The 22,462-nt window shown below is 49.2% G+C and carries 19 protein-coding genes and 1 pseudogene; 6 read left to right on the top strand and 14 right to left on the bottom strand.

Annotated elements, in window-relative coordinates; all coding sequences use genetic code 11:
* Positions 1-137 precede the first annotated feature (137 nt).
* On the top strand, positions 138-3,431 hold the full coding sequence (locus S7335_RS26315) for a PAS domain S-box protein (RefSeq protein ID WP_006458015.1): 3,294 nt from the start codon (positions 138-140) through the stop codon (positions 3,429-3,431).
* A 25-nt stretch (positions 3,432-3,456) separates the two neighbouring features.
* Here the strand turns inward: S7335_RS26315 and S7335_RS20720 are convergent, their stop codons facing one another.
* From S7335_RS20720 to S7335_RS20735, 4 genes are all read right to left on the bottom strand, one after another.
* A complete protein-coding gene (locus S7335_RS20720) occupies positions 3,457-3,699 on the bottom strand; it encodes a DUF3796 domain-containing protein (RefSeq protein WP_006458055.1) in 243 nt (80 codons plus the stop codon).
* Between the two features lie 22 nt (positions 3,700-3,721).
* Complete coding sequence (locus S7335_RS20725; RefSeq protein WP_006458302.1) at positions 3,722-4,516, bottom strand: DUF6544 family protein; 795 nt, start codon at positions 4,514-4,516, stop codon at positions 3,722-3,724.
* A gap of 67 nt (positions 4,517-4,583) precedes the next feature.
* Positions 4,584-5,393, bottom strand: a complete 810-nt coding sequence (locus tag S7335_RS20730; protein ID WP_006457868.1) for a hypothetical protein — start codon at positions 5,391-5,393, stop codon at positions 4,584-4,586.
* 91 nt (positions 5,394-5,484) lie between these two features.
* Entirely contained in the window at positions 5,485-5,823 is a 339-nt protein-coding gene (locus S7335_RS20735) for a DUF1971 domain-containing protein (RefSeq protein ID WP_227500083.1), read from the bottom strand.
* 260 nt (positions 5,824-6,083) lie between these two features.
* On the opposite strand from S7335_RS20735, the gene S7335_RS20740 reads away from it, so the two are divergent.
* Positions 6,084-6,368, top strand: coding sequence for a hypothetical protein (locus S7335_RS20740; protein WP_006457840.1), 285 nt, complete (start codon positions 6,084-6,086; stop codon positions 6,366-6,368).
* On the top strand, positions 6,362-6,826 hold the full coding sequence (locus S7335_RS20745; RefSeq protein ID WP_038019329.1) for a nuclease: 465 nt from the start codon (positions 6,362-6,364) through the stop codon (positions 6,824-6,826). Before S7335_RS20740 ends, S7335_RS20745 begins: the two co-directional genes overlap by 7 nt.
* Here the strand turns inward: S7335_RS20745 and S7335_RS20750 are convergent.
* Positions 6,818-7,702 (bottom strand): CPBP family intramembrane glutamic endopeptidase, encoded by an 885-nt coding sequence (locus S7335_RS20750; protein ID WP_006458273.1) that lies wholly within the window; start codon positions 7,700-7,702, stop codon positions 6,818-6,820. The genes S7335_RS20745 and S7335_RS20750 overlap by 9 nt on opposite strands.
* Positions 7,703-8,043: 341 nt before the next feature.
* Between S7335_RS20750 and S7335_RS28985 the strand changes: the two are divergent.
* Positions 8,044-8,202 (top strand): annotated as a pseudogene (locus tag S7335_RS28985) (DUF6444 domain-containing protein); the annotation flags it as partial.
* Positions 8,203-8,348: 146 nt separating this feature from the next.
* On the opposite strand, the gene S7335_RS20760 reads toward S7335_RS28985, so the two are convergent.
* From S7335_RS20760 to S7335_RS20780, 5 genes are all read right to left on the bottom strand, one after another.
* Complete coding sequence (locus S7335_RS20760; RefSeq protein ID WP_006458031.1) at positions 8,349-9,449, bottom strand: ATP-binding protein; 1,101 nt, start codon at positions 9,447-9,449, stop codon at positions 8,349-8,351.
* A gap of 93 nt (positions 9,450-9,542) precedes the next feature.
* The gene (locus tag S7335_RS20765; RefSeq protein WP_006457972.1) at positions 9,543-9,989 is read right to left on the bottom strand and encodes a response regulator; all 447 of its coding nucleotides are present in this window, start codon (positions 9,987-9,989) and stop codon (positions 9,543-9,545) included.
* 81 nt (positions 9,990-10,070) lie between these two features.
* Positions 10,071-11,762, bottom strand: coding sequence for a PAS domain-containing protein (locus tag S7335_RS26320; RefSeq protein ID WP_006457817.1), 1,692 nt, complete (start codon positions 11,760-11,762; stop codon positions 10,071-10,073).
* A gap of 166 nt (positions 11,763-11,928) precedes the next feature.
* On the bottom strand, positions 11,929-13,605 hold the full coding sequence (locus tag S7335_RS20775) for an acetolactate synthase large subunit (RefSeq protein ID WP_006458313.1): 1,677 nt from the start codon (positions 13,603-13,605) through the stop codon (positions 11,929-11,931).
* 11 nt (positions 13,606-13,616) lie between these two features.
* A complete protein-coding gene (locus tag S7335_RS20780) occupies positions 13,617-15,047 on the bottom strand; it encodes an NAD-dependent succinate-semialdehyde dehydrogenase (RefSeq protein WP_006458131.1) in 1,431 nt (476 codons plus the stop codon).
* Positions 15,048-15,216: 169 nt separating this feature from the next.
* On the opposite strand from S7335_RS20780, the gene S7335_RS20785 reads away from it, so the two are divergent.
* Positions 15,217-16,500, top strand: coding sequence for a Glu/Leu/Phe/Val dehydrogenase (locus S7335_RS20785; RefSeq protein WP_006458006.1), 1,284 nt, complete (start codon positions 15,217-15,219; stop codon positions 16,498-16,500).
* 374 nt (positions 16,501-16,874) lie between these two features.
* Here the strand turns inward: S7335_RS20785 and hypE are convergent, their stop codons facing one another.
* Positions 16,875-17,936 carry a hydrogenase expression/formation protein HypE gene (gene hypE, locus S7335_RS20790; protein ID WP_006457783.1) on the bottom strand — a complete coding sequence of 354 codons (1,062 nt, stop codon included), beginning with the start codon at positions 17,934-17,936 and terminating at the stop codon, positions 16,875-16,877.
* A 212-nt stretch (positions 17,937-18,148) separates the two neighbouring features.
* On the opposite strand from hypE, the gene S7335_RS26325 reads away from it, so the two are divergent.
* Positions 18,149-19,324 carry a hypothetical protein gene (locus tag S7335_RS26325; RefSeq protein ID WP_006457821.1) on the top strand — a complete coding sequence of 392 codons (1,176 nt, stop codon included), beginning with the start codon at positions 18,149-18,151 and terminating at the stop codon, positions 19,322-19,324.
* Positions 19,325-19,482: 158 nt separating this feature from the next.
* On the opposite strand, the gene S7335_RS20805 is transcribed toward S7335_RS26325, so the two are convergent.
* From S7335_RS20805 to S7335_RS20815, 3 genes are all read right to left on the bottom strand, one after another.
* The gene (locus S7335_RS20805) at positions 19,483-19,833 is read right to left on the bottom strand and encodes a hypothetical protein (protein ID WP_227500084.1); all 351 of its coding nucleotides are present in this window, start codon (positions 19,831-19,833) and stop codon (positions 19,483-19,485) included.
* A 203-nt stretch (positions 19,834-20,036) separates the two neighbouring features.
* Positions 20,037-21,137, bottom strand: a complete 1,101-nt coding sequence (hypD, locus tag S7335_RS20810; protein ID WP_006458483.1) for a hydrogenase formation protein HypD — start codon at positions 21,135-21,137, stop codon at positions 20,037-20,039.
* On the bottom strand, positions 21,109-22,416 hold the full coding sequence (locus S7335_RS20815) for an ATP-dependent 6-phosphofructokinase (protein WP_006458468.1): 1,308 nt from the start codon (positions 22,414-22,416) through the stop codon (positions 21,109-21,111). The genes hypD and S7335_RS20815 overlap by 29 nt, the downstream gene beginning before the upstream one ends.
* Positions 22,417-22,462 lie beyond the last annotated feature (46 nt).

The following is a 22,462-nucleotide window of genomic DNA, read 5'->3' on the forward strand; positions in this document are numbered from 1 at the left end:
AGAATGTGCGAAACTACAGAGAATCTTAAGAAACATAAGACCTTCAAATCGCAATTCTTTTTAACCAAGCCCAATAAAAACTTAACGGAGGCTCGAAAGAAAGCCGTAGAGAAGTTTTCTTCCTAGCTAGTTCCATTATGAAAATCCTGATTCTGGAAAGCGGCCACAGTATAGGCCATTTTCCACAGAACAGTTCTTTGGGCGATCGCTACGAGCTAGATACGGCAAGATATACAGAGGCCAAATCTCAGCTAATCATGGAACCAAATAGAAACACTGCTGACTACGATCTGATCGTATTAGATACCGCACATCAAGATAGCTCGGGATTGGCTGATTCGAATCTAAGTGGGATTGCTCTATGCCAGCGGCTACGCGCCCAAAGCATCGAGACGCCCATACTGCTGTTGATAGACCCGCAAGATAACTGCGAGGACATTGCTGCGATCACAGCGGACGCAGATGATTATGTGACAAAGCCCTTTGACCAGAAGACGTTACTTACTCGGATTGCGTTTTTGTTGCACCGTGAGCGTCACAAGCGATCGCAGCAGCAAGCACAAATGTATCAAGCGTTGGTAGAGACCTCACCCAACATCATCGAGCGCTTCGATACAGACTTGCGTCATCTCTATGTTAGTCCTCAGTTAAAAGAGATTACAGGCATTCCGGTAGAACAGTTCGTTGGCAAGACCTGTCGTGAGCTGGGCCTGCCGACAAGCATGGTAGATCGCTGGGAGAGCGCAGCGCGTCGGCTATTGAGCGAAGGTCAGACCCAGACCATCGAGTTTGAGCTACCTACGGATGCGGGTCTACGTTACTTTGAAATGCAGCTAGCGCCAGAGCTAACCAAAGGGAAAGTCATCCAATCAATTCTGTGTATCTCACGAGACGTGACGACTCACAAACAGGTTGAACTAGCCTTGAGAACGCAAAAAACCAAGCTGCAAGGGCTTGCCAACAATGTACCCGACATGGTTCACCAATACATTTTGCGCGCTGATGGCACCGAGGCGTTCACCTACGTGAGTGCTGGCTGTAGAGATATCTGGGAGATGGAGCCAGCAGCGCTGTTGCAGAATGCTCAAAGGGCTTGGTCGCTCATACATGCAGAGGATGTAGAACGAGTGCGGCGTATGGTTGAAGCGGCAGCGCGAGATTTGCAGCCGCTAGACTTTGAGTTTCGGGTGTTGCCACCTTCTGGCGGACTGCGGTGGATCAGGACAGTTTCGCAGCCAGAGCGACAGCCTAATGGTGACATGCTTTTCAATAGTTTCATGCTGGATGTGAGCGATCGCAAACAAGCAGAACACAGGCTTCAAAAACAGCTAGACCAAAAGCGGCTGCTCAGCAGCATTACAGATTCTATTCACCGAACGCTCGATCTCGATCAAATTCTCAAGACTGCAGTCGATCAGGTTCGCCATCTTCTACAGACAGATCGCGTCCTTGTCTTTCGATTTAATCCCGATTGGCAAGGCATTGTCGAGGCCGAATCGGCTAGCGCTGACTGGCCTGCGACACTGGGTATGGATATCAAAGACGACTGCTTCAACGAAGAATATGCAGAGACTTTCCGCAGAGGGCGAATTAGAACCATCTCAGATGTCAACACAACCACGGTCGATCCCTGTTATGTAGAGCTTTTGAAGCGCGTTCAGGTGCGTGCCAATCTAGTTGTTCCTATCTTGCAAGGCGACTATTTGTGGGGACTGCTAATCGCCCACCAATGCGCTGCCCCTAGACAATGGCAGCCAGAGAGCATTCAGCTACTAGAACAAGTTGCCACTCAGCTAGGTATCGCCCTTCAGCAGGCAGAGCTATACCAGGCGACCCGTCGCGAACTCGTAGAACGCCGCGAGATCCAAGTGGCGCTGCAAGCGAGTGAAGCCCGGTTTCGCGCACTAAGCGCCTTTGCGCCAGTCGGCATCTACCAAACCGACCTGCAAGGCCGCTGCATCTATACCAATGCTAAGTGGCAAGAGATTGCCGGAATAACCCTAGAAGAAAGCCTTGGAGACAGCTGGGGACAGGCGATTCATCCTGACGATAGAGAACGTGTATTCACAGCTTGGAATCGGTTTGTTGCTGGAGAAAGCGACTTTTCGATGGAGTTTCGTTTCTTCAACAAGTTTGAGAAAGAGGAACGCTGGGTTTTTGGGCGGGCGATTGCGATGCGGGCACCTAACGTCTCAAAGAGAGAGCCCGCTTCCACTGAAGAATCGCTGAGTGGGGACGCTAGAGAATTGCCCACAGGAGAGATCATTGGCTACGTCGGCATCAATGAAGACATCACCGAGCGCAAATGCACCGAGCGGAAGCTTCGAGAGCAGGCAGCTTTGATAGATATTGCCACCGACGCGATCTTTGTTCGCAATTTGTCAGGCCAGATTACTTTCTGGAGCAAAGGAGCCACCAGACTATACGGTTGGCAGGCAGAGGAAGCCCTTGGGAAAACCGCTCAGCAGCTCTTGAAAAAGAGAAATGGTGCAGCCCTTCAAACCGCCCTGACGATAGCGCTAGAGCAGGGCTTTTGGCAAGGCGAACTCACTCAATCGACCAAGACAGGCCAAGACATTCTAGTGGCGAGCCGTTGGACGCTGGTGCGAGACGAGGCGCAACAGCCCAAGTTCCTGCTAGAAGTCAATACCGACATCACCGAAAAGAAACAGCTCGAAGCTCATTACTATCAAGCTCAGAAGCTCGAAAGTCTAGGCCAGTTAGCTGGCGGCATTGCCCACGATCTTGGCAACATTTTGACCCCCATTCTTGGCATTGCTCAGCTCCTACGTCTAACGCTGACAGATGCCAATGCCTCAACTCAAGAACAGATAGATATTCTAGAAAAGAGCGCCCAACGGGGCACTAAGATGGTTCGACAGATCCTCACCTTTGCCCAAGGTAGCCCCGAGTCTAAAACGACGGCAGATATTTCAGCTCTCTTGCAAGAGATTGTTGATATTGTCCGGCAGGGGTTCCCTAGCTCAATCGAAGTCCGCTTAGAGATGTCTCTTTTAGAAGACGACCCGGGTCATAAAGCGGTTGCGGTTGATTCGACACATCTGCATCAGGTATTGATGAATCTGTGCGTCAACGCGCGCGATGCCATGCCCAATGGCGGGGTACTGACAATCGTGTTGGATCAGGTCTCAGTGACTGAAGCGGCGGCTCGCAAAGATCCAGAGGTGCTGGCTGGTCACTATATGGTAGTTACTGTTGCAGATACGGGTGCGGGGATTGCATCTGAGGTGCGCGATCGCATATTCGATCCCTTCTTCACGACCAAAACGCCAGACCAAGGAACCGGACTAGGATTAGCAACAGTTCTAGGCATTGTGAGAAAAGCAGGCGGCTTTCTAAAAGTTCTGAGCGAACTGGGCCAAGGTACCGAAATGGAAGTGTATCTTCCTATCGTTGAGGCCCAGTATTGAAATCATAGAGTGAGACCAAAGCTAGTCAAACAGGCACGACACCTAGCACACCAAGAATGGCAACGACTAATCCAACCAAGCCCAACAATCCCAAATATTTTAGTTCATCTCTCCAATGGCGAAAAGCACTAAAAAAAGAAAAGAAGGCGAAATAGAACAGCATAGCTGGTGCATCTTGGGAAAACCCTAAGGTGCCCAACAAGCCTAGAAATCCCAAGCAGCCAATCCAGCCAGCTTTCTTGCTATTTCTCATATTAAGAATACTCACGTTGATATTCTCCTGAATTCAGCTATCGATACGTGGCCTTATCAATCGTGGCCCGGAAAAACTCACCCTCCGACTCGAAGCGTTGGCCTGGCCCCTTTCCTAGAGAACTACCGTCAAAGAACCACCCAGCCCGCAAACGCCTCGGAATGGTGTAGCCAGAAAAAGTTCCCTCTTCTTCTACAACAATGCCAAAGTTTTCATAGTGAGGGGCCTGCCCTTCTGGGTCGCCCCACCGCTGGAAGTAAGCTGCTTGCAAGCTGCCAGATTCGCTGATTTTCAGATGGAGCCGAGTGGTTTCTGCTAACAGCGTGAGTTCAGCGCAGACGTGAGTATTATCCAAGGCCGTCCATTTGACCGCACGGTTGAGGAAAGCGGAAGGTAGCCACGCGTATTCTCCCTGCATTCGCCCAATCACAGATCGAGTGATATCTTCTCCTTCTGCCCGCATCACCGGCCAGAGGCCTAGCAGCTTCCATTGCAACGCGCCTTCGCCCTCGATCAATCGATCCCAACCCGATACAGGCAACCCGTTCATCCACGCCGTAGCCTGCCAAATCATGCCTTGCCCTGCACAAATGACCTGTTCCGCCCGAAAAGGATGCCAGCCCTTGAGCTTAATTTCGCCGTGCATCTTTAAGCGAACGGCAGCGGCGAGTTGGGTTTTAGAGGTATCGGCAGCACCCTCAAAAGAAATTGCATGGCTCAAATACCGTCTAACGGGCTCTGGCAAACTTGTTAGCGGCTGGGGTTGAAAATTACGACTTGTAGTTGGCACAGACTGCCATAGTTTATTGAGCGAAATTTTCGAACTCGGCATAGTGTCTTCGTATTATTCCTTGCGTCTTTTCTCGCATCTTTAAGGCTGACTCTTTAGACTGTGGCGCTCATACTGCTTTGGAAGGTAACGCGCTCAGCGACCGTAGAAAAGGGCCGATCAAAATCAGCGGGCCAAGGCCCATAACGGCATAAATGCCAACTGAAGCAAAATCAATTTGGCGATCAAACCATGGGGCCAGCAGCGTTCCTAAGAAAACCGAAAGGCCCAAAGTGCCTGCTTTTATTAACAACGGAATAGCTAACACATCGCCGAGACGTGTTCCTTTAATCAAAAGTCTGGCCTCAACTACCAACAGAGGCAAGACAAAAGAGAGATCTAGGACGAAAATGCTGTTGCCGTCAGGAGGAATGCGATCGCGCATAGCAGGTATCAAAATACGTAGCCACAGCCCTGCAAACAGCAAAGCCAGAAAGAGAAAAAGCACCGCCGTGAGCTTTCGAGGCGGCGGTTTCTGAATTGTCTTGAGGTGAATATCTCGAAAGTCTGCATGAGTAAAGAACAGAATGAGCGCATATATCGCGAGGCTAATAATCGCGAGGTAGAAAAGATAGAGCGGATTGTATACACCATCAAAGCTATAGAGCGCATAGGCATAAAAGAGATACCCTATCAGCCCAGCCCAGATTAGCCAGACCAAATTTCGCCCCCGGCGAATTAGCCACTCGCACAGCAGTAGGCCCACAGCGACCCATAGCGAAACCAAGTCCTGACTCAGCACGCCTGGAATAAAATTCTCTGGAACACTGGGTCGATATAGACTGAGATCTATCACACCACAGCTAGCAACGCTCAAAGTAATAATAGAGATAATTCTAGAAAGCGTAAACAATGCTTTTTGACTAGCTGCCTTAACCATACCTTGTTCTCTTTTCAAGCTTAAAGAACTTACGTCAAAGTCTGTCGGTCACCCCTGGGCAGGGCTACAGGTCGTGCCGCGTTTTAATCAGCTATGTGATCTTCTGCCGATAAAACTCCACATAGAAACGACAGTCATCATGCGGCATGACTTCGTGCTTAACAGTAGGTTCTATAACGCCAAAGCGATCAGGACTCAGCAAAACCTCTTCAACCGTTGGCTCTAAGATACGGTAGGTTAGCGCACCTTCTAAAACAACTATCTTCCCCCAGACACCTGACTTTGTTCGATGTGCATGAAGCAACTTGCTAGGCACCGATAAGGCGGTAAACTCTGATGTTTTCTTATAGCTCACAGCATCTGCAGGCAAAATTTTCATCTCAAATACCAAGAGATATTCTCCTGCACTATCAACTATAGGGGCACTCATTTCAGACTTTTCTCAGGCTGACAACTGACTCTAGATCGAAAGGATGAGGATCTCATGAAGGTTTTTTGTGCGTTAAGTTCTGATCAGCAAAGAACAACATCTTTAATAGCAGCAGTATTAGAAAGGAAATTTACTACCGCTTGATTGATTACCTATGTCTCTAACAAAGATTAATTAGCTACAGCTCCTGCCGTCAGAAATTCTAAAGAAGTCATGACTCGTTGGGGTTAAAATGTTAGCGTGAGCTTTCAAAGCGACATATGACATTAATCCTAGACTTATCACCAGAGTTAGAGCAGTACCTTCTACAGACAGCTAATCAGCACGGGCTGACTGTTGATGCCTTGGCATTGCAGCTTTTGACAAACTCTATACTGATGAAGCAAAAACAAACTGAAGCGATTGATAAGCTTCAGTCTTGGATAGACGACGATGACCTCGTAGATCAGCAAGAGACAGGTCAGTATTTGATTCAATCGCTAGACGAGGATCGACTTTCTGACCGCAAGCTATTCCCGCCTGACATGAAGGGAATTGCATGGTAGGTCGGGTAATCGTATTAGATGCGGGCCCGATCGGACTTATCACTAATCCAAAAATTTCTGATCAAGGTATCGCTTGCAACCAGTGGCTCCAGTCCCATCTAGAGGCGGGGAGTCGAATTATTCTTCCTGAGATTGCAGACTATGAAGTTCGCCGTGAGTTGTTGCGAGCTGATAAGAAGAAAGGGTTGCTCCGATTGGATGGATTGTCTCAACTGGTTGAATACCTGCCGATTACAACAGCCTCCATTCGTCAAGCCGCTGGACTCTGGGCGCAGGCACGACAACAGGGACAGCCGACAGCGGGCAATAAAACTATTGATGCTGACATGATTTTGATCGCTCAGGCTATGACACTAGAAGTTACAGATGTGGTAATCGCGACAACAAACGTAGGGCATTTATCGAGGTTCATAGCAGCTAATTCATGGCAGAACATCCAGCCCGACAGATCATCTTGAGTTAGGTTTTGATGTCTGTAATCCCAAACGTCCCTTCGTAGCTATGACTAGCCCAGCAACCGAAGCCATCAGTACCGTTGTCATTAAAGCTAAAACCAGCTGATACTCACCGCCGCGCAACGCCTCATCAGGAATAAGCAACAGCAAACCATTCGCCGCATTGTAGCTGGCATGGAGAATACTGCATAGCAGTACGCTGCCCGTTTTGTTCATTAGCCAGGTGTACCAAAAAGCGTGAGTCGTTATGCTCACCAACGTGACGCCCGCTACTAGCAAAATTTGTTGAAGGCCAATTGCACCGCTGGTAACACCTGGATTTGCCGCTAGCAGCGGCAAATGCCAAAAGGCCCACACAATTCCTAGGATGCAGGTTGCTACCACCGGACTATGTTGTCGCTGCAAGGCTGGCAAACCAAAGCCTCGCCAGCCAGGTTCTTCGTTGCCGCCGCCTATCAAAAACAACATCAAAAGCATCGGCAGATACGGTGCCAGGCGAGCCGGCAACAGCGTAAAATCGAGAGAATTTCCGAGCAGGACGTAAATTACTGAAACTAGGCCAATTAGAAAGATGGGAAAGCCAAAAGCAAAAAGGTACCACCCCGGATGGAGCCGCCACTTGAACAGGCCAGTTACCCATCCTTTGAGCGATCGCCCTTGCAGCTTCACCAGCATCATCGCGGCGACGAATGGGCCAAAGCCAGCAATATAGTAAAAGGGAGTGGCGATCGCACTTTGCGGTAGGAGTAATGCGATCGCCCAAAATGTCCAAGAGAACAGGTAGCTTAATATTGTAAACGAAGCGAACGGATGACGAGAGATCAAACGAGTCGCCTGACGGTTACGCTTTTTTACTTTTTGGTTTTTAAGCATGTTCATAAGTAGGTAGCCATAAATAAACAGGTGGGTAGTCCTACTGGGTTTTTCATCAATACTTGACTGTTTTACTTCTCTATCTAGCTCGCCTATTCAACCGCCGGAGTAATCGAAAACCGCAGGTAACTACTCAGGCTTAATACATCATGAAAGAAAATACGATGAAGACCAAACAAAGCTAGTGTTCGAGTGTAACTAGCCCTAGCCAAGGTTCCTCTGTTTTGATCAAAGACACGCCTAAACCCAGTATCAGCTGCGAAGAGATAAAAGCAATTTACGCAGCAGGCGAAGCAGCAGGCGAAGCAGCAGCGATAGAGCTAGTCGAAGGATTAAACGCTCAACATTTGACGTTAGTCGAAAAGCTGTTGAAACAGCAGCTAGCGCTAGAGGCGAGAATGAAAGCACTCGAAGATAAACAAAAGAAAAACAGCCGCAACAGCAGTAAGCCGCCATCAGGCGATGGCTTCGGGAAACGTACGAGCAGTTTGCGAAAAAAAGCCAACGTCCAAAGAATTTCCCATTCGGCATCGGTCAGACTGCTTGAATATGCCATGATAGCTACGATAGACGGCTCTCTGAATTTTCGCGCATTTAGTAAAAGATCTCAAATAGGCTCTATAGTCGGAGTTTATAACGACGGTTCGAGGACTTAGTGAGAATCCGGTAGTGTAAAGTGAACCGTTGTACCAACGTCTGGCTCAGACTCGATCCAAATGCGGCCATTGTGGCTCTCTACAATCTTTTTGCAGGTAGATAGCCCAATGCCTGTACCAGGATAGATGTCTTTATTGTGGAGTCTTTCAAAAATTTGAAATATCTGGTCAAAGCATCCTGGCGCGATGCCAATACCGTCATCTTTTATTCTGAAATGCCAATAGCCTTCTCTATATTCGGCTGTGACGGTTACTTTGGGGACTTGCGCAGGAGGATGGTACTTCAGCGCGTTGCTCAAAAGGTTTTGAAATAGCTGCCTGAGCTGCGATGGGTTGGCCTGAATGGTTGGGAGATTCTTTAGCGTGACTTCAGCTTGTTGCTTGTCGAGGCTAGAATTCAGCTCAGTCAATATTTCTTGAACTAGTTGTTTGCAGTTTGTTAGTGAATAGGATTGTCCAGCGGCTCCAACTTTAGCATAAGCGAGCAAATCTTGAATTAGCTGCGACATCTGCTTACTAGATGTGACGATTCTATCCACGTAGCCGTTGGCATCGTCGTCTAGCTGGTCTCGCTGGGTCATTACCAGAAGCTGAGCAAAACCCAAGATGCTTTGGAGCGGCTGCTGTAGGTCGTGGGAAACGACATAAGCAAAGCGCTCTAGCTCCTCGTTTGAACGTGTGAGTTCTTGATTAAGATGCTGTAGTCTGTCTAGGGTTTGCTGCCGTTCAATGGCGTAGTGAATAGCTCTAACCAGAGTTCTTTTCGGAATTTCTCCTTTGACTAAATAATCCTGTGCGCCTTCCCGAAGAGCTGCGATCGCAATTTCCTCATCATCAAGCCCGGTCAGCACAATAATAGGCAGCTCCGTGTTGGCAAGATGCATCCCTTTGAGCGTTGCTAAATTTTGGCTATCAGGTAGTGTCAAGTCTAGCAAAATAGCGTCGAAATGAGTCTGCTTGAGGTTAGCAATAGCGTCGTCTAGGCGTTCTACGTGGGTCAGGCTAATGTTAGATTCGTCCGCGAGAAACTTCCAAATCAGGTGAGCATCAGCAGCATTGTCTTCGACTAAGAGAATGTTTATGGAGGCATTGTTCACAAGCGAGAGAGAGTGATGAGGGGATTATGCAAGTGACGGGCAGACGGCTCTGGGATAGATAAAATCCTATTCATTATATTTTGTCTGTTAGCCTCATTTTACAGGCGGAAGCTTTACAACCGTTAGCCAGAAATTCTCAATCGACTCTACAACCCGAACGAACTGCTGCAAGGTTACCGGCTTAGTAATGTAGCAGTTGGCCTGTAGTTCATAGCTTCTAAGAATGTCTTCATCTGCTTCTGAGGTTGTGAGTATTACGACAGGAATATTTTTAAGCCTTGAATCTTCCTTAATTTCTGCTAAAACCTGACGGCCGTCTTTTTTGGGAAGATTGAGGTCTAGAAGAATCAAATCAGGTCGGGGCGATCCTTCATATTCGCCCGTTTGATGTAAGAAGTTCATCGCCTCTACGCCATCTTCGACGATGTGCAAAGTATTCAGCACTTTAGCCGTTTTGAAAGTTTTGGCAGTGAGTTTGGCGTCGCTGGGGGAGTCTTCGACCAGCAAAACGTCGATGGCCATAGTATTTACTAATTGCATACTGCTCATTTGTATACTTTATTGAGACGAATAATCCAGGTCGTTAAGAATTATTCAGAAGTGCCACTGCTCGCTTACTGGTTAGCTAGGCAGGGTAAAGCAAAAAGCAGCTCCTTTATCGGCGGACTCTTCAACCCAGATATGCCCGCCATGTCGCTGAACAATTTTACGGCAAATGGCTAAGCCAATACCTGTACCAGCATAAATACGGCGAGAATGTAACCGCTGAAAAATTTCAAAAATTTTCTCGCGGTAGTCAGGCTCAATGCCAATACCGTTATCGCTGACGCAGAATCGCCAAGATAGCTGCTCCGAACTGGCTTGATTGTGAGTACATGCCTGGTTGTCTATCTGCTCAGCGGGCTGAGCGGGCTGTAGCGACGCTGAAATGTGAACGTGCGGTAGTTTTTCACCGCGAAACTTGAGCGCGTTACTGATTAGATTTTGAAAGAGCTGCTGCACCTGTGATTCATCTGCGAAGATTTCAGGCAGTGGGTCATGTGTGATGTTGGCTTGACCGTCTGCGATCGCAAACTTCAGGTTCACAAGTACTCGCTTAAGTACCTGCTCGCAGTCTGTTTGGGCAAAAGCTTTTCCTCGGCTATCCACCCGCGAATACGCTAACAAGTCTTTGATTAGCTGCTGCATCCGCAACGACCCATCGACAATGAACTCTACGTATTCTTCTGCTTCACCATCGAGCCGATCCCCGTACTCTTGCACCAGTAACTCGGTAAAGCTACTGACAGTCCGCAGTGGCTCTTGCAAGTCGTGAGAAGCCACATAGGCGAACTGCTGAAGCTCTGCATTAGAGCGCTCTAGTTCTTTTGCCCTAAGCTCTACTTCTCTAGTCCGAGCTTTGACTTGCGCCTCTAAGTCTTCGTTGAGCTGACGGAGATCATCCTGGGCTTGCTTGCGGGCAGTGATGTCCCAGTTGACACCAATCATGCGCTGAGCTTTGCCGCTATCGTCCCTAAGCACAATAGCATGCGCTTCAATATAGCGAACTTGGCCGTCGGGCCACACCACCCGAAATTCAGGGTGAAAATCGCGCTCTCCAGCTAAAGCAGCCTGGAGGTTCGTATGAGCCGCCGGTAAATCTTCTGGATGAACTCCCTGCTGCCAAGCTTCGTAAGCCCCGCCAAAGGTCGAGGCTGTGATGCCATAGAGCGCGTACATTTGCTCATCCCAGATCAGCCGATTTTCTATGGGGTAGTAGTCCCACACGCCAATGCCCGCAGAATCGGTAGCGAGCGCCAACCGCTGCGTCACTTCCTGAATACGAGCAGTGGCCTGCCTGCGCTCAGTGATGTCGCTAATAGAGCCTGCCATGCGTATGGGCTGCTGCGCGTCGTCCCAGATGGCCTGTCCTTGTGCATGAATCCAGCGGTAGTCGCCCTGCTTTGTGCGCAGGCGATATTCCACATCGTAGGGGACTTTTTGGCTGAGATGATTTTGGACGGCTGATAAGATGCGCTCGCGGTCGTCTGGATGTAGCCTGGACTTAAACTCACTGAACTCGTAGGCAATCTCGTCTTCTTCGTAACCCAAAATCGCCTTAAATCGAGGTGAGTAATACACCTCATTAGTGACAACATTCCAATCCCAGAGCCCATCACGAGAGCCTGCCATTGCCAAAGCATATCGCTCTTCGCTTTCTCTGAGAGCGGCCTCGGTTTGCTGTAACTTTTCAACTTTCTCGCGCAGCAAGGCATTGAGCTGCTTCAAGTCTGCGGCTTGAGAGTCGCTCTGAGGTATCTTGGTTGAAGGCATCAGTGATCGCTCAACAGATGAGGCTAGTGTGTGGAGTGAAGAACCGATGACGGTTCAATGCTTTCCATCTTAGATCGCTAATTGATGTTGGTAAGCTTTAGCTGAAGGATTGTTGAAGCTGCTGAGGCTGTTAAGGTAGAGGCACTTACGTTTTGAAGGCATCATATTAATTCTGTGGTAACGGGCAGTGTAATGCCTTTGCCTGCTCGCTAAATAGTAAGTTCTCTCGATAGTCAATAGGGCAATCAATGATGCTAGGCACTGTTTGAGCCAAGGCTTCTGTCAGAACGGGCATAAAATCTTCTGCTGACTTAATGCGATAGCCTTTTATATTCATGCTCTCTGCTAGCTTTACAAAGTCAGGGTTGTTGAACTTTATATAAGAAGCCTCTTGATATTGAGACTCCTGTTTCCATTCAATCAGCCCATAGCCGCCATCGTTAAAAATGATAGTGACAAACGCAGCGCTAATGCGATGAGCTGTTTCCAACTCCTGGCAATTCATCATAAATCCGCCATCGCCTGTGACAGCGACTACGTTGCGATTGGGATGCACCAACTTAGCCGCTACGCCCCCTGGAATGGCAATGCCCATAGAAGCAAATCCATTAGAGATTAAGCAGGTATTTGGTCTAGCACAGTGATAATGTCTGGCAATCCACATCTTGTGCGCACCTACATCAGAGATCACGATGTCTTCAGGATCGAGTACCTGACGCAAATCGTACAGCAGCTTCTGTGGCTTAATGGGAAAGCCAGCATCGTTTGCATACTGCTCGTAGTTCTCTTGCATCTCAGCTCGAAGGTTTGAAAATCGCGCTTCAAGCTTGTCCTCTTTTGATCTGCTCAAGATTATTGGCTGAGAGTGTTGAAGGCGTTTGCCAATTTCAGTCAGCGCGTCTGAGATATCACCAACAATCTCTACACTAGGGATGTAGCAGCCGTTGATTTCGGCAGGTGTTACTGAAATGTGAACAATAGGCAGATGACCTTGAGGGTTCCACTTTGTAGGACTGTATTCAATCAGATCGTAGCCAATGGCAATGACCAAGTCGCTTGCATCTAACGCGCAGGCAATGTAGTCGCGCTGCTGAAGCCCAACTGTCCAGAGCGATCGCTCATCTCGATAGTCCAAAACGCCTTTGCCCATAAAGGTATTGGTCACTGGAATGTTCATCTGCTGAGCAAACCGAGTGATAGACTCGCTGGCTAAGTTTCGAATAGCACCATTACCCACCAGAATGATGGGTTTGTTTGCTTGTGATATGGCAATGGCGGCCTTCTGCAAATTCTCCTCTGAGGCTACTGGATGCGGCGGCTGAACCACGCGTAAAGGCGCTCCGCTCGCCTCCATCGCCGCAATGTTTTCAGGCAGATCAATATGTACTGCGCCTAGCGGTTCGTTCTGTGCTAGCCGAAAAGCCTTTCTCACAATTTCAGGCGTATTATCAGGTCGTAAGATCTGTTTGTTCCACTTGGTGACCGGCTCAAACATCGCTACCAAGTCAAGATACTGATGCGATTCTATATGCATCCGATCGGTGCCGACCTGCCCGGTAATGGCTACCAGTGGCGCACGGTCTAAGTTAGCATCGGCTACACCTGTCATCAAATTGGTTGCCCCCGGCCCTAGGGTAGAAAGACAAACGCCTGCCTTTCCAGTGAGCCGTCCGTACACGTCGGCCATGAAGGCTGCCCCCTGTTCGTGCCGTGTGGTAATAAACTGGATAGAAGAGCGTTTTAGCGCTTGTAGCAACTGAAGATTCTCTTCTCCAGGGAGTCCAAAAATGTATTCGACGCCTTCGTTTTCCAGACAGCTTACGAGCAATTCGGCAGTGTTCATAATTTAAGCTTCTACCTTATCCAAACTGTTTTGGCATTCACAAATTCCATCAGGCCATAGCGTCCTAGCTCTCTCCCGTAGCCCGAGTGCTTAATACCGCCGAAAGGTAAACGCGGGTCGGATTTTACCAATCCATTGATAAAAACAGCGCCTGCATCTAATTCGTTAATAAGTTGTTGCTGTTCGTTCTCATCTGTCGTCCAAGCACTTGCACCAAGGCCAAACTCAGTGCCGTTGGCTAGCGCGATCGCCTCTTCAATGTTCTTTACTTGAAACACCAACGCTACCGGGCCAAAAAACTCTTCTTTATCAGCGGGGGTTCCTGGTGGAATCGCCGTTAACACCGTCGGTGGATAGAAATTACCTGATCGTAGTTCATCTGGTAGCTGCTGATTTAGGGCTTCGATATTTCCCCCTACCAATACCGTTGCACCTTTCTCTATACAAGCTTTCACCTGCTTGTCTAATTCCTTCAAAATGCTGGGCGTTGCCAACGGCCCAATATCGGTTTCTGGCTTCAACGGATCTCCCACCTTTTGCTGAGCAAACTTTTCAGCCAGTCCTTTTTCAAATGGCTCGGCAATATCGCCGACTAAAATGAATCGTTTAGCAGCAATGCAAGACTGACCATTGTTTAGTAATCGGGCGCTAGCCGCCGTGGTGATCGCCTGCTCCAAATCTGCACTTGGCAGCACAATGAACGGATCGCTACCCCCTAGCTCTAACACCGCCTTCTTAATATGACGCGCCGCTGTCTGTGCCACGGCTGCACCCGCTGGCCCACTTCCTGTAAGTGTTGCGGCCTTTATCCGATTATCAGCAACAATTGCTTCTACCGAATCTGCGCCAATCAATAAGGTTTGAAACATATTGGCTGGAAAGCCCGCTTGCTCGAAGACAGAGGCGATCTCTAATGCTGATTGTGGCACGTTAGAGGCGTGCTTGAGCAATACCGGATTACCCGTCATCAAGGCTGGAGCTGCCGCTCGAAACACTTGCCAGAAAGGGTAGTTCCAAGGCATTACGGCTAGCAAAATGCCCAAGGGCGAATAACGCACGTAGCTTTGGCTAGCATCTGTTTGGGCTGGTTCATCTCGCAAAAAAACTTCGGTCTTATCAGCGTAATAGCGGCAGCACCAAGCACATTTTACAACTTCAGCGATCGCGCTTTTTAGCGTCTTGCCCATCTCTAGCGTCATGGTTTTGCCAAAGTCTTCTTTTCGCTCTAACAAAATATCGGCGGCTTTGTGCATCCACTGCCGCCTTCGGCTAAAAGTTGTTCTGGAATAGGATAAGAAGGCCGCCTGAGCCTGAGAGAGTGCAGATTCTATACCCTCAGGTGTCAGCGCCTGATAGGTTTTCAGGGTCTTGCCTGTAGTTGGATTAATGCTTGCAATGGTCATAATTCCCTCCCCAGCTGCGCCTGTTGCTGACCCAACCATATCTATACTGTACTCATCACAAAAACCTCCTTGTACAGAACTCTCTTAGTTCGTAGCTATTCGTACAGATTATTTACCTTTAATTAGATGCTACGGCCCTTACGCTTAAACTTGGTCTACTTTAATTGAAGCCTTTCTACCTTTCCACTAAAGCAAAAAAGAACATCCTATGCCTGCTACTTTACTCACTGATGCCAGCCGCCGACTGGAAAAAGCTGCGCAGTACGCGCCGATCTCAGACGATGCTACCGAGCGCTTAAAATTCCCCAAAGCCAGCTTGAAAGTGGCTATTCCTGTACGAATGGACGACGGCTCTTTGCGAGTGTTTGAAGGCTATCGAGTTCGCTACGACGATACCAGAGGGCCAACCAAGGGCGGCATCCGGTTCCATCCCAATGTTTCGCTAGATGAGGTGCAGTCTCTCGCTTTTTGGATGACTTTCAAGTGTGCGGCAGTAAACCTGCCGTTTGGCGGTGCAAAAGGTGGGATTACGCTGAATCCCAAAGACCTTTCTAAGTTGGAGCTAGAGCGGCTAAGTAGAGGCTATATAGATGCGATCGCGCCTTTCATTGGCCCAGATTTGGATATTCCTGCCCCTGATATGTACACCAATTCGATGGTTATGGGGTGGATGATGGATCAGTACAGCATTATTAAAGGGGTGCGATCTCATGCTGTTATCACTGGTAAACCCGTTAGTATGGGCGGGAGCTTAGGTCGAGATACAGCGACTGGTATAGGAGCCTTTTTTGTAATCAATTCAATGATGGAAAAGCTGGGTAAGCGGCCTGAGACACTGACAGTAGCTATACAAGGCTTTGGCAATGCCGGAAGCGTGGTTGCTCAACATCTTTTTGAAGCTGGCTACAAAGTGATTGCAGTCAGTGATTCTAAAGGTGGCATCTACAACAAAAATGGACTAAGCATTCCCGATGTACGCCAGTTTAAGCAGACATATCAAAAGATGAAAGACGTATACTGCAAAGATACAGTATGTAATGTAACAAATCACAATACGATCACAAACGAAGAGATTCTCTCTTTGGATGTAGATATCTTGATTCCAGCAGCGTTAGAGAATCAAATTACGGTTGCCAATGCTCATAATGTTCGAGCTAACTATATTTTTGAGGTTGCCAACGGCCCCGTTACTGCCGATGCTGATAAAATTTTGGAAGCTCAGGGAGTCGCTCTTTTCCCTGACATATTAGTGAACGCTGGCGGTGTCATGGTAAGCCACTTTGAGTGGGTACAAAACCGAAGTGGGCTGTATTGGAAGCTCGATAAAGTCAACAAAAAACTGCAATCTCGCATTATTGAAGAAGCTACAACTATTTGGCAAGTTGCCCGTCGTAAAGATGTTTCGTTTAGGACAGCCGCCTATATTCATGCGCTGAGTCGCATTGGCGAAGCACTCAACGACCGAGGCACTCGTGATTACTACACATACTGACTTTGATGCTGCGATGTAACACCGCTGCCTAAAAGCAACCGAAATATAGCCATCCCCCGCCATTTATGAAACGCCTATATCCAGTGTACTGAGTGACTAACAAAAGGTGCTGTATACGGAACTGAACCCATTTTGGCGGATCTGCTATCGCACCTATATGCAGATGTTTGAAAGCTTCGAAGCTTCTTACTTCAACAAATATATCTTTTGCTTTTCAGCTAGTTGCTTCTTCCGGGCTGGCGCGGCTAGTCAGTTGTGGATAGAGCAATAGAGTGGCTTGAGAGGCACGCCTTACTACCGATCACCAAAAGCTGGGAAGAGCTTTAGTCACAGACTGCTAGGAATTTTAACGACTGCTATACATAACCCCTTTCTTAGCAGATACGAGGGAGCTGCTCTCCGCTAAGCAGATCGAGGACGCGCTGCGAACCAGTGGCGCTTTTCAAGGTAACCTGAGCGGTCGGGCTATTGATAACTTTGCCGATAATCTGTGCAGAGGGTTGATAGTAGCGGAGGCATTTCAGCGCGATCGCTCCCATCGACTCGGGAACAAAGGCAACAAAGCGCCCCTCATTGGCTACATACAGCGGATCGAGTCCTAGCAGCTCGCATGCACCCTGCACCTCCGGCTGTACAGGAATAGCCCTATCTAATTGAATATGCTGGCCAGTCGCTAGCGCAATCTCGTTGAGAGCACTGGCAAGTCCGCCTCGGGTCAAATCACGCATACAGTGGACAGCAACCTGCTCCAACAAATCGAGAACCGCAGGTGCTAAAAGCGCAGAATCGCTTTCTATCGTAGTCTCAAAGCTAAGTCCTTCTCTCGCCGAAAGAATAGCGACACCATGCCTACCCACATCGCCGCTGAGTAAAACAATATCGCCCTGCTGTATGGCGCTTGGCCCTATATAGTCACGATGTTCTAAAACACCAATACCAGCAGTGTTAATAAATATGCCATCGCCTTTACCGCGATCAACAACTTTAGTATCCCCAGTGACTACACGCATCTGCGCCTGTTCCGCTGCCGCTTGAATGGACTGTACAATTTGCCAGAGCGTCTCCATCGGCAAGCCTTCTTCTAGGATAAAGCTCAAGCTAAGATATCGAGGTCTTGCGCCTGCCATCGCTAAATCGTTCGCAGTGCCATGAACGGCAAGAGAGCCAATATTGCCGCCCGGAAAAAACAGTGGCGTCACGACATAGGAATCGGTTGTAAATGCTAGCTGAGCATCGGAGCCATTGGGTATCGACAACCTCGCCGCATCGTGTCGCCACTCGGGATTGGGCTGAAAAGTTGCTAGCAGCATTTCCTCAATGAGCTGATGCATTAGGCGTCCGCCGCCACCGTGAGCCAGCAGCACCTGTGGGTACCGCTGAAGCGGAATTGGACAGGCGATTTTGGGCGTTAGATCGGGTGCCGAATGATCAGTCATGCAGAGGTCACTTACTCAGTTGAGCATGCGTCTTTTCTATCTAGACAATAGCAATAAAACCTAGTGAAGTTTCTCTTAGGAATGCTGTCGCTGATTACTCACAACTTCCTCAGAACGTCTATGTAAATTGGGACAGTACCCATAGACTGTCTACCGATCTTTGATTTGCCGACCTGTAATATTGATACCTTTATCGTGATAGGAGAACACTGATGGACAAGACTCGTCTGAGCGCTAATCTGAACCTGATCAAAACGCTGTTGACCTGTCCTCAGGGCGAAGAGTGGGTTTACCTAAAGTATTATGAGAAGATCGTCGATGCCGAATTTTTACAGTTTATGGAGCAGGTGGCGCTTCAGCTAGGACAGCAGGGCGATCAGGCTTCTGCGGCTTTTTTGCACAACTGGGCGGCCAAGCTTCATCATATTTGGTTAAAGGAAATTGACCCAGCAGCGCCAGAAGAAGATAAAACAGAAGCCTATCTAAGCTTAATTCAACAGCTTCTAGATTGTCCGAAGGAGATGGAAGAGCATCTGTTGATTGCCCATGAAACGCTGATTGGGCCGGGGCTGGTTCACAAAATGCAGGAGGTGAGCAAACAGCTGAAGCAGCAGGGTGAAGCAGAACCCGCTGCGTACCTGGAGTCGATTGCCAATGAGCTAAGCCAGAGCTGGCTCGTAGAACATGACTTTTCTGCTCGGTTAGAAAAGCCTTCTACCCAGTCAACCTCACCTCAATCAACTTCTCAATCAGTGCCTCAGTTCAAGCATCAGGCCAAGAACAAGTCTTCTACCTCGGCTGCATCACCTGAAGATCATGCCCTGGGCGATCTATCTGACGATCTATCTGATGATGTATGGTTCGATGCCGAGGACAGTCGTTTCGGGGCTATTCGATCTGTGATCTCCTCACCCACACAGCCACTGGTCAACTCGACTCAGCCAAAGCAGGGAGTTGTTACTAGCCTGTCTGACTCCCCTCAGTTGAGCGACTATGAAACCACAGTTAATCGAGCCATCTCTAGTGGTGCGATCGCCTCAGCCTCAGCGTCTGAACGACTCACTCAAGCGGTTAGACAGTCACCGATTCAACCAGCAGCTCAGCAGGCGATCGCACAGTCACTCCAAGCAATTGCCGACGCGTTAGAGCAGCTCAACCAAACCATGACCACAGTGCGATCGCCCCATCCCTTGTCCTATTTAGAAGTGCTAGAAAAAGCCTACGCAGCTAGCTGGCAGCTCACTACCGAAGAGATAAAGCAGCTGCTAGGCGTGACGCCCAGGTGCCAAGCCCGCGAAACCGTTTATCGCCGGGGGGAATGGTGCTTTACTAAGGTCGGTAAAGTAGGTCGTCAAACCGCCTGGAAGGTAACTAAAGAACAAAACTGATCAGCGATGAATCGATCAGCAACAGCCACTATTCTTATCTGCTTGAAGGCTAGTCGTATCAATGGTTGACGACCCTTGACGTTATGTTATAGAAAGCTGTGCTGTAGGCGACAAGTGTCGAACAGTCCTGTTCAATCAGGCTGCACTCTAAGGTTGCACTACTTGAATAGCTCAGGTCGTTTTTTCGTTCTCACCAACTGATTCATCCACTGATAGGAGATTATGTTGAGTACGATGCCAACAAACAGTAGCAGAAACATCAGTACGAGCTGATAGCCGGGAACCGAAACCAGCTCATCCATGATCAAATGGGCTAAGTTGAGCACTGTGTACAGTAGGGTCATCGCAAAGTGAATGCGCCGGAAGAACAGCGAAGGAATCATTATACAGGCCATCATCGCTAGAAGCGGTAGCGCAAAGAAAGCCAGCATCAGCCACATCACCGCCTCTAGTCCGATGGCTTCGTGAGTATGGGAGCTAGCGACACCAAGTCCATGGAATAGTGGCATAAGTGCTAGCTGCGTATGGAACAGTGTTCCAAGGAGAAACACCGTCCAAAGAACCACGATTTTGACAGCGATATTGTCTCTATACAACTTTTTTGGTGTGTAAAGTCTGCTCATTTGGTTTCACCTTATCTCCCGGTCTGTTGCCTTCTAATTCTGTGAACTCCTAATTGCAGTTGTTAGCATAAACAACAAAAATGTAGAAGCTATGAGGCAAGCCGATAGCGATAGTAGGCAGCGCAGGCCCCTTCTGATGAAACCATCGGTGCGCCTAGCGGATGCTCTGGGCGGCAACGGTTGCCGAAGGCGACGCAGTCATGTGGTTTGCACTTTCCTTGAAGCACTAGGCCGCTGATGCAGTCGGCGTCAGCGAGGATCACGCCATTGTGAGGCTGAAGCTGGTCTGAAAATCGTCGCTGGGCATCCATATAGCGGTAGGCATCTTGCAAACAGAGACCGCTCTGCTCTATATTGCCAAGTCCGCGCCAGGTACGCGGCGCCACCCGAAAGAATTGAGAGATGAGCCGCTGAGCTGACTGATTGCCTTGAGCAGCGACGGCTCTAGCGTACTGATTTTCGACTTCCGTGCGCCCAGTTTCTAGCTGCTGCAAACAAAGGTAAATGCCTTGCAAAATATCGACTGGCTCGAAGCCCGTAACAACGATAGGGATGCGGTATTTTTGCGCGATCGCCCGATATCCCTCATAGCCAGTAATGCTACAAACATGGCCCGCTGCTAAAAAGCCTTGAACCTGGCAGTGGGGCGAGGCCAAAATAGTCTCCATAGCCGGTGGCACTAAGACGTGGGCCAATAGAACAGAAAAGTTGTCGAGCCGCTGCTGGTGCGCTTGGTGCACGGCCATCGCCGTGGCGGGTGCGGTAGTCTCAAACCCAACGGCAAAAAAGACAACTTGCTGATTGGGATTGGCTTGGGCTAGGGCGATCGCGTCCAAAGGAGAATACACCATTCGCACATCGCCGCCCTGAGCCTTGATGCTCAGCAAATCTGTTTCGGTTCCCGGCACCCGCAGCATATCGCCATACGAACAGAAGATGACATCTGGCTGCGCGGCAAGTACGAGCGCCTGATCGATAATGGCGGTATCGGTGACGCAAACCGGACAGCCAGGGCCGTGAATCAGAGTAACCTCTGCTGGCAAGAGCTGGTCAAGACCGTGCTTGACGATGGTATGCGTCTGGCCACCGCAGATTTCCATCAGCGTCCAGGGCTGAGTGATGAGATCGGCGATCGCGGCTATATAGCGCTCAATGATGCCTTCATCGCGGTACTCGCTGACGTACTTCATGGCATACCTCATGACTAGATGGCTTCGTGTTTTGTGCTAGGTTCTCTTTCTCTTTTGAGCCAGGCTCTTTCTCTTTTGAGTCAGGAAAGAGGCCGATATAGATACCTAAATCGCCAGCCGTCCGCACCCAGTGGCTATCAACGGCAACGGGTCTCGTACATTGATGGGCCAGGTGACGCGCCTTAATTGCTGGAATGATATGGCTAAGCGGCTGACTGTCTACTTTTCCGCCAGACCAAACCACCAGCCGCTGATATTTCTTCGCGGCAATCAGCTCGACGGCTTCACGGCCAAAAGCGGCAGCCAGCAAACGGTCAAAAGAAGAGGGCATGCTGCTCCGCTGGATATGACCCAATGAGGTGGCTCGCGTTTCTAAGGCTTTGAGATAGCAGTATTCTGGCTGGTTGGTATTGCAAAGCCGCTGGCTGTAAAGCTGAATTTGCTGAGCCAGCACATCGCTAATGTATTTTTCTTTCCCGCCGTTTTGGTTACGCACGCCTTCAGCCACTACGATCAGCGCAAACTGTCTCTCTTTTTGCCGCAGGCTCACAATCTTTTGACAAATATCACCAACCACCGCATCGCTAAGCTGCGGCGTAATCTCTGGAATGAGAATCACATCTGCACCGCCAGCAATCCCGGACTGCAGCGCCAAGTGGCCCGCATCGCGCCCCATCACCTGAACAACAATGATGCGGCTGTGGCTTGCGGCGGTAAACGTCAGGTCATAGAGGGCGCGGGTGACGGTGTCTACAGCCGTATCAAAACCAAGCGATCGCTCGGTCAGTGGCACGTCGTTATCGATGGTTTTGGGAATGGCAATCCAGTTCCAGTGGCCCCGCTGTGCCAGGTCGTTGATAATATCTAGGCTGCCATCGCCGCCTAGCGCCACTAGCGCATCTAGTCCCAGCAGTTGGTAACCGTCAAGAATCTCTTTGGCCACGCTGGGATCGCTGGGGTTTCCTTTGTTGAGTGCACCTAGGACGCTGCCGCTGAGGAACTGCAAGATATCAACGCCGTGGAGTAGTCCAGGTAGGTCAAACCCATGATCGTACAGCTGCAGGTCTCGAATGCTGCAAACGCCTTTCTCTAAGTTGATCAGTCCTTGCGTGCCATAGGGGATGCCATACACCTCCCAGCCTCGCCTAGTCGCACATCTAACAACGGCGCGGATGGCGGCATTGAGTCCTGGGCAGTCACCACCGCTGGTAAGAATACCAATCTTTTTAGGTTTGCCATCGTGATCGGGATGGGCCTGAGAGCTAGTTGGGTCGGTCATAAGAAGTGTGCTATACGGCATTCTGTTTATGCTGCCTTGTTTATGC

The sequence above is a fragment of the Synechococcus sp. PCC 7335 genome (assembly GCF_000155595.1).
GTDB lineage: Bacteria > Cyanobacteriota > Cyanobacteriia > Phormidesmidales > Phormidesmidaceae > Phormidesmis.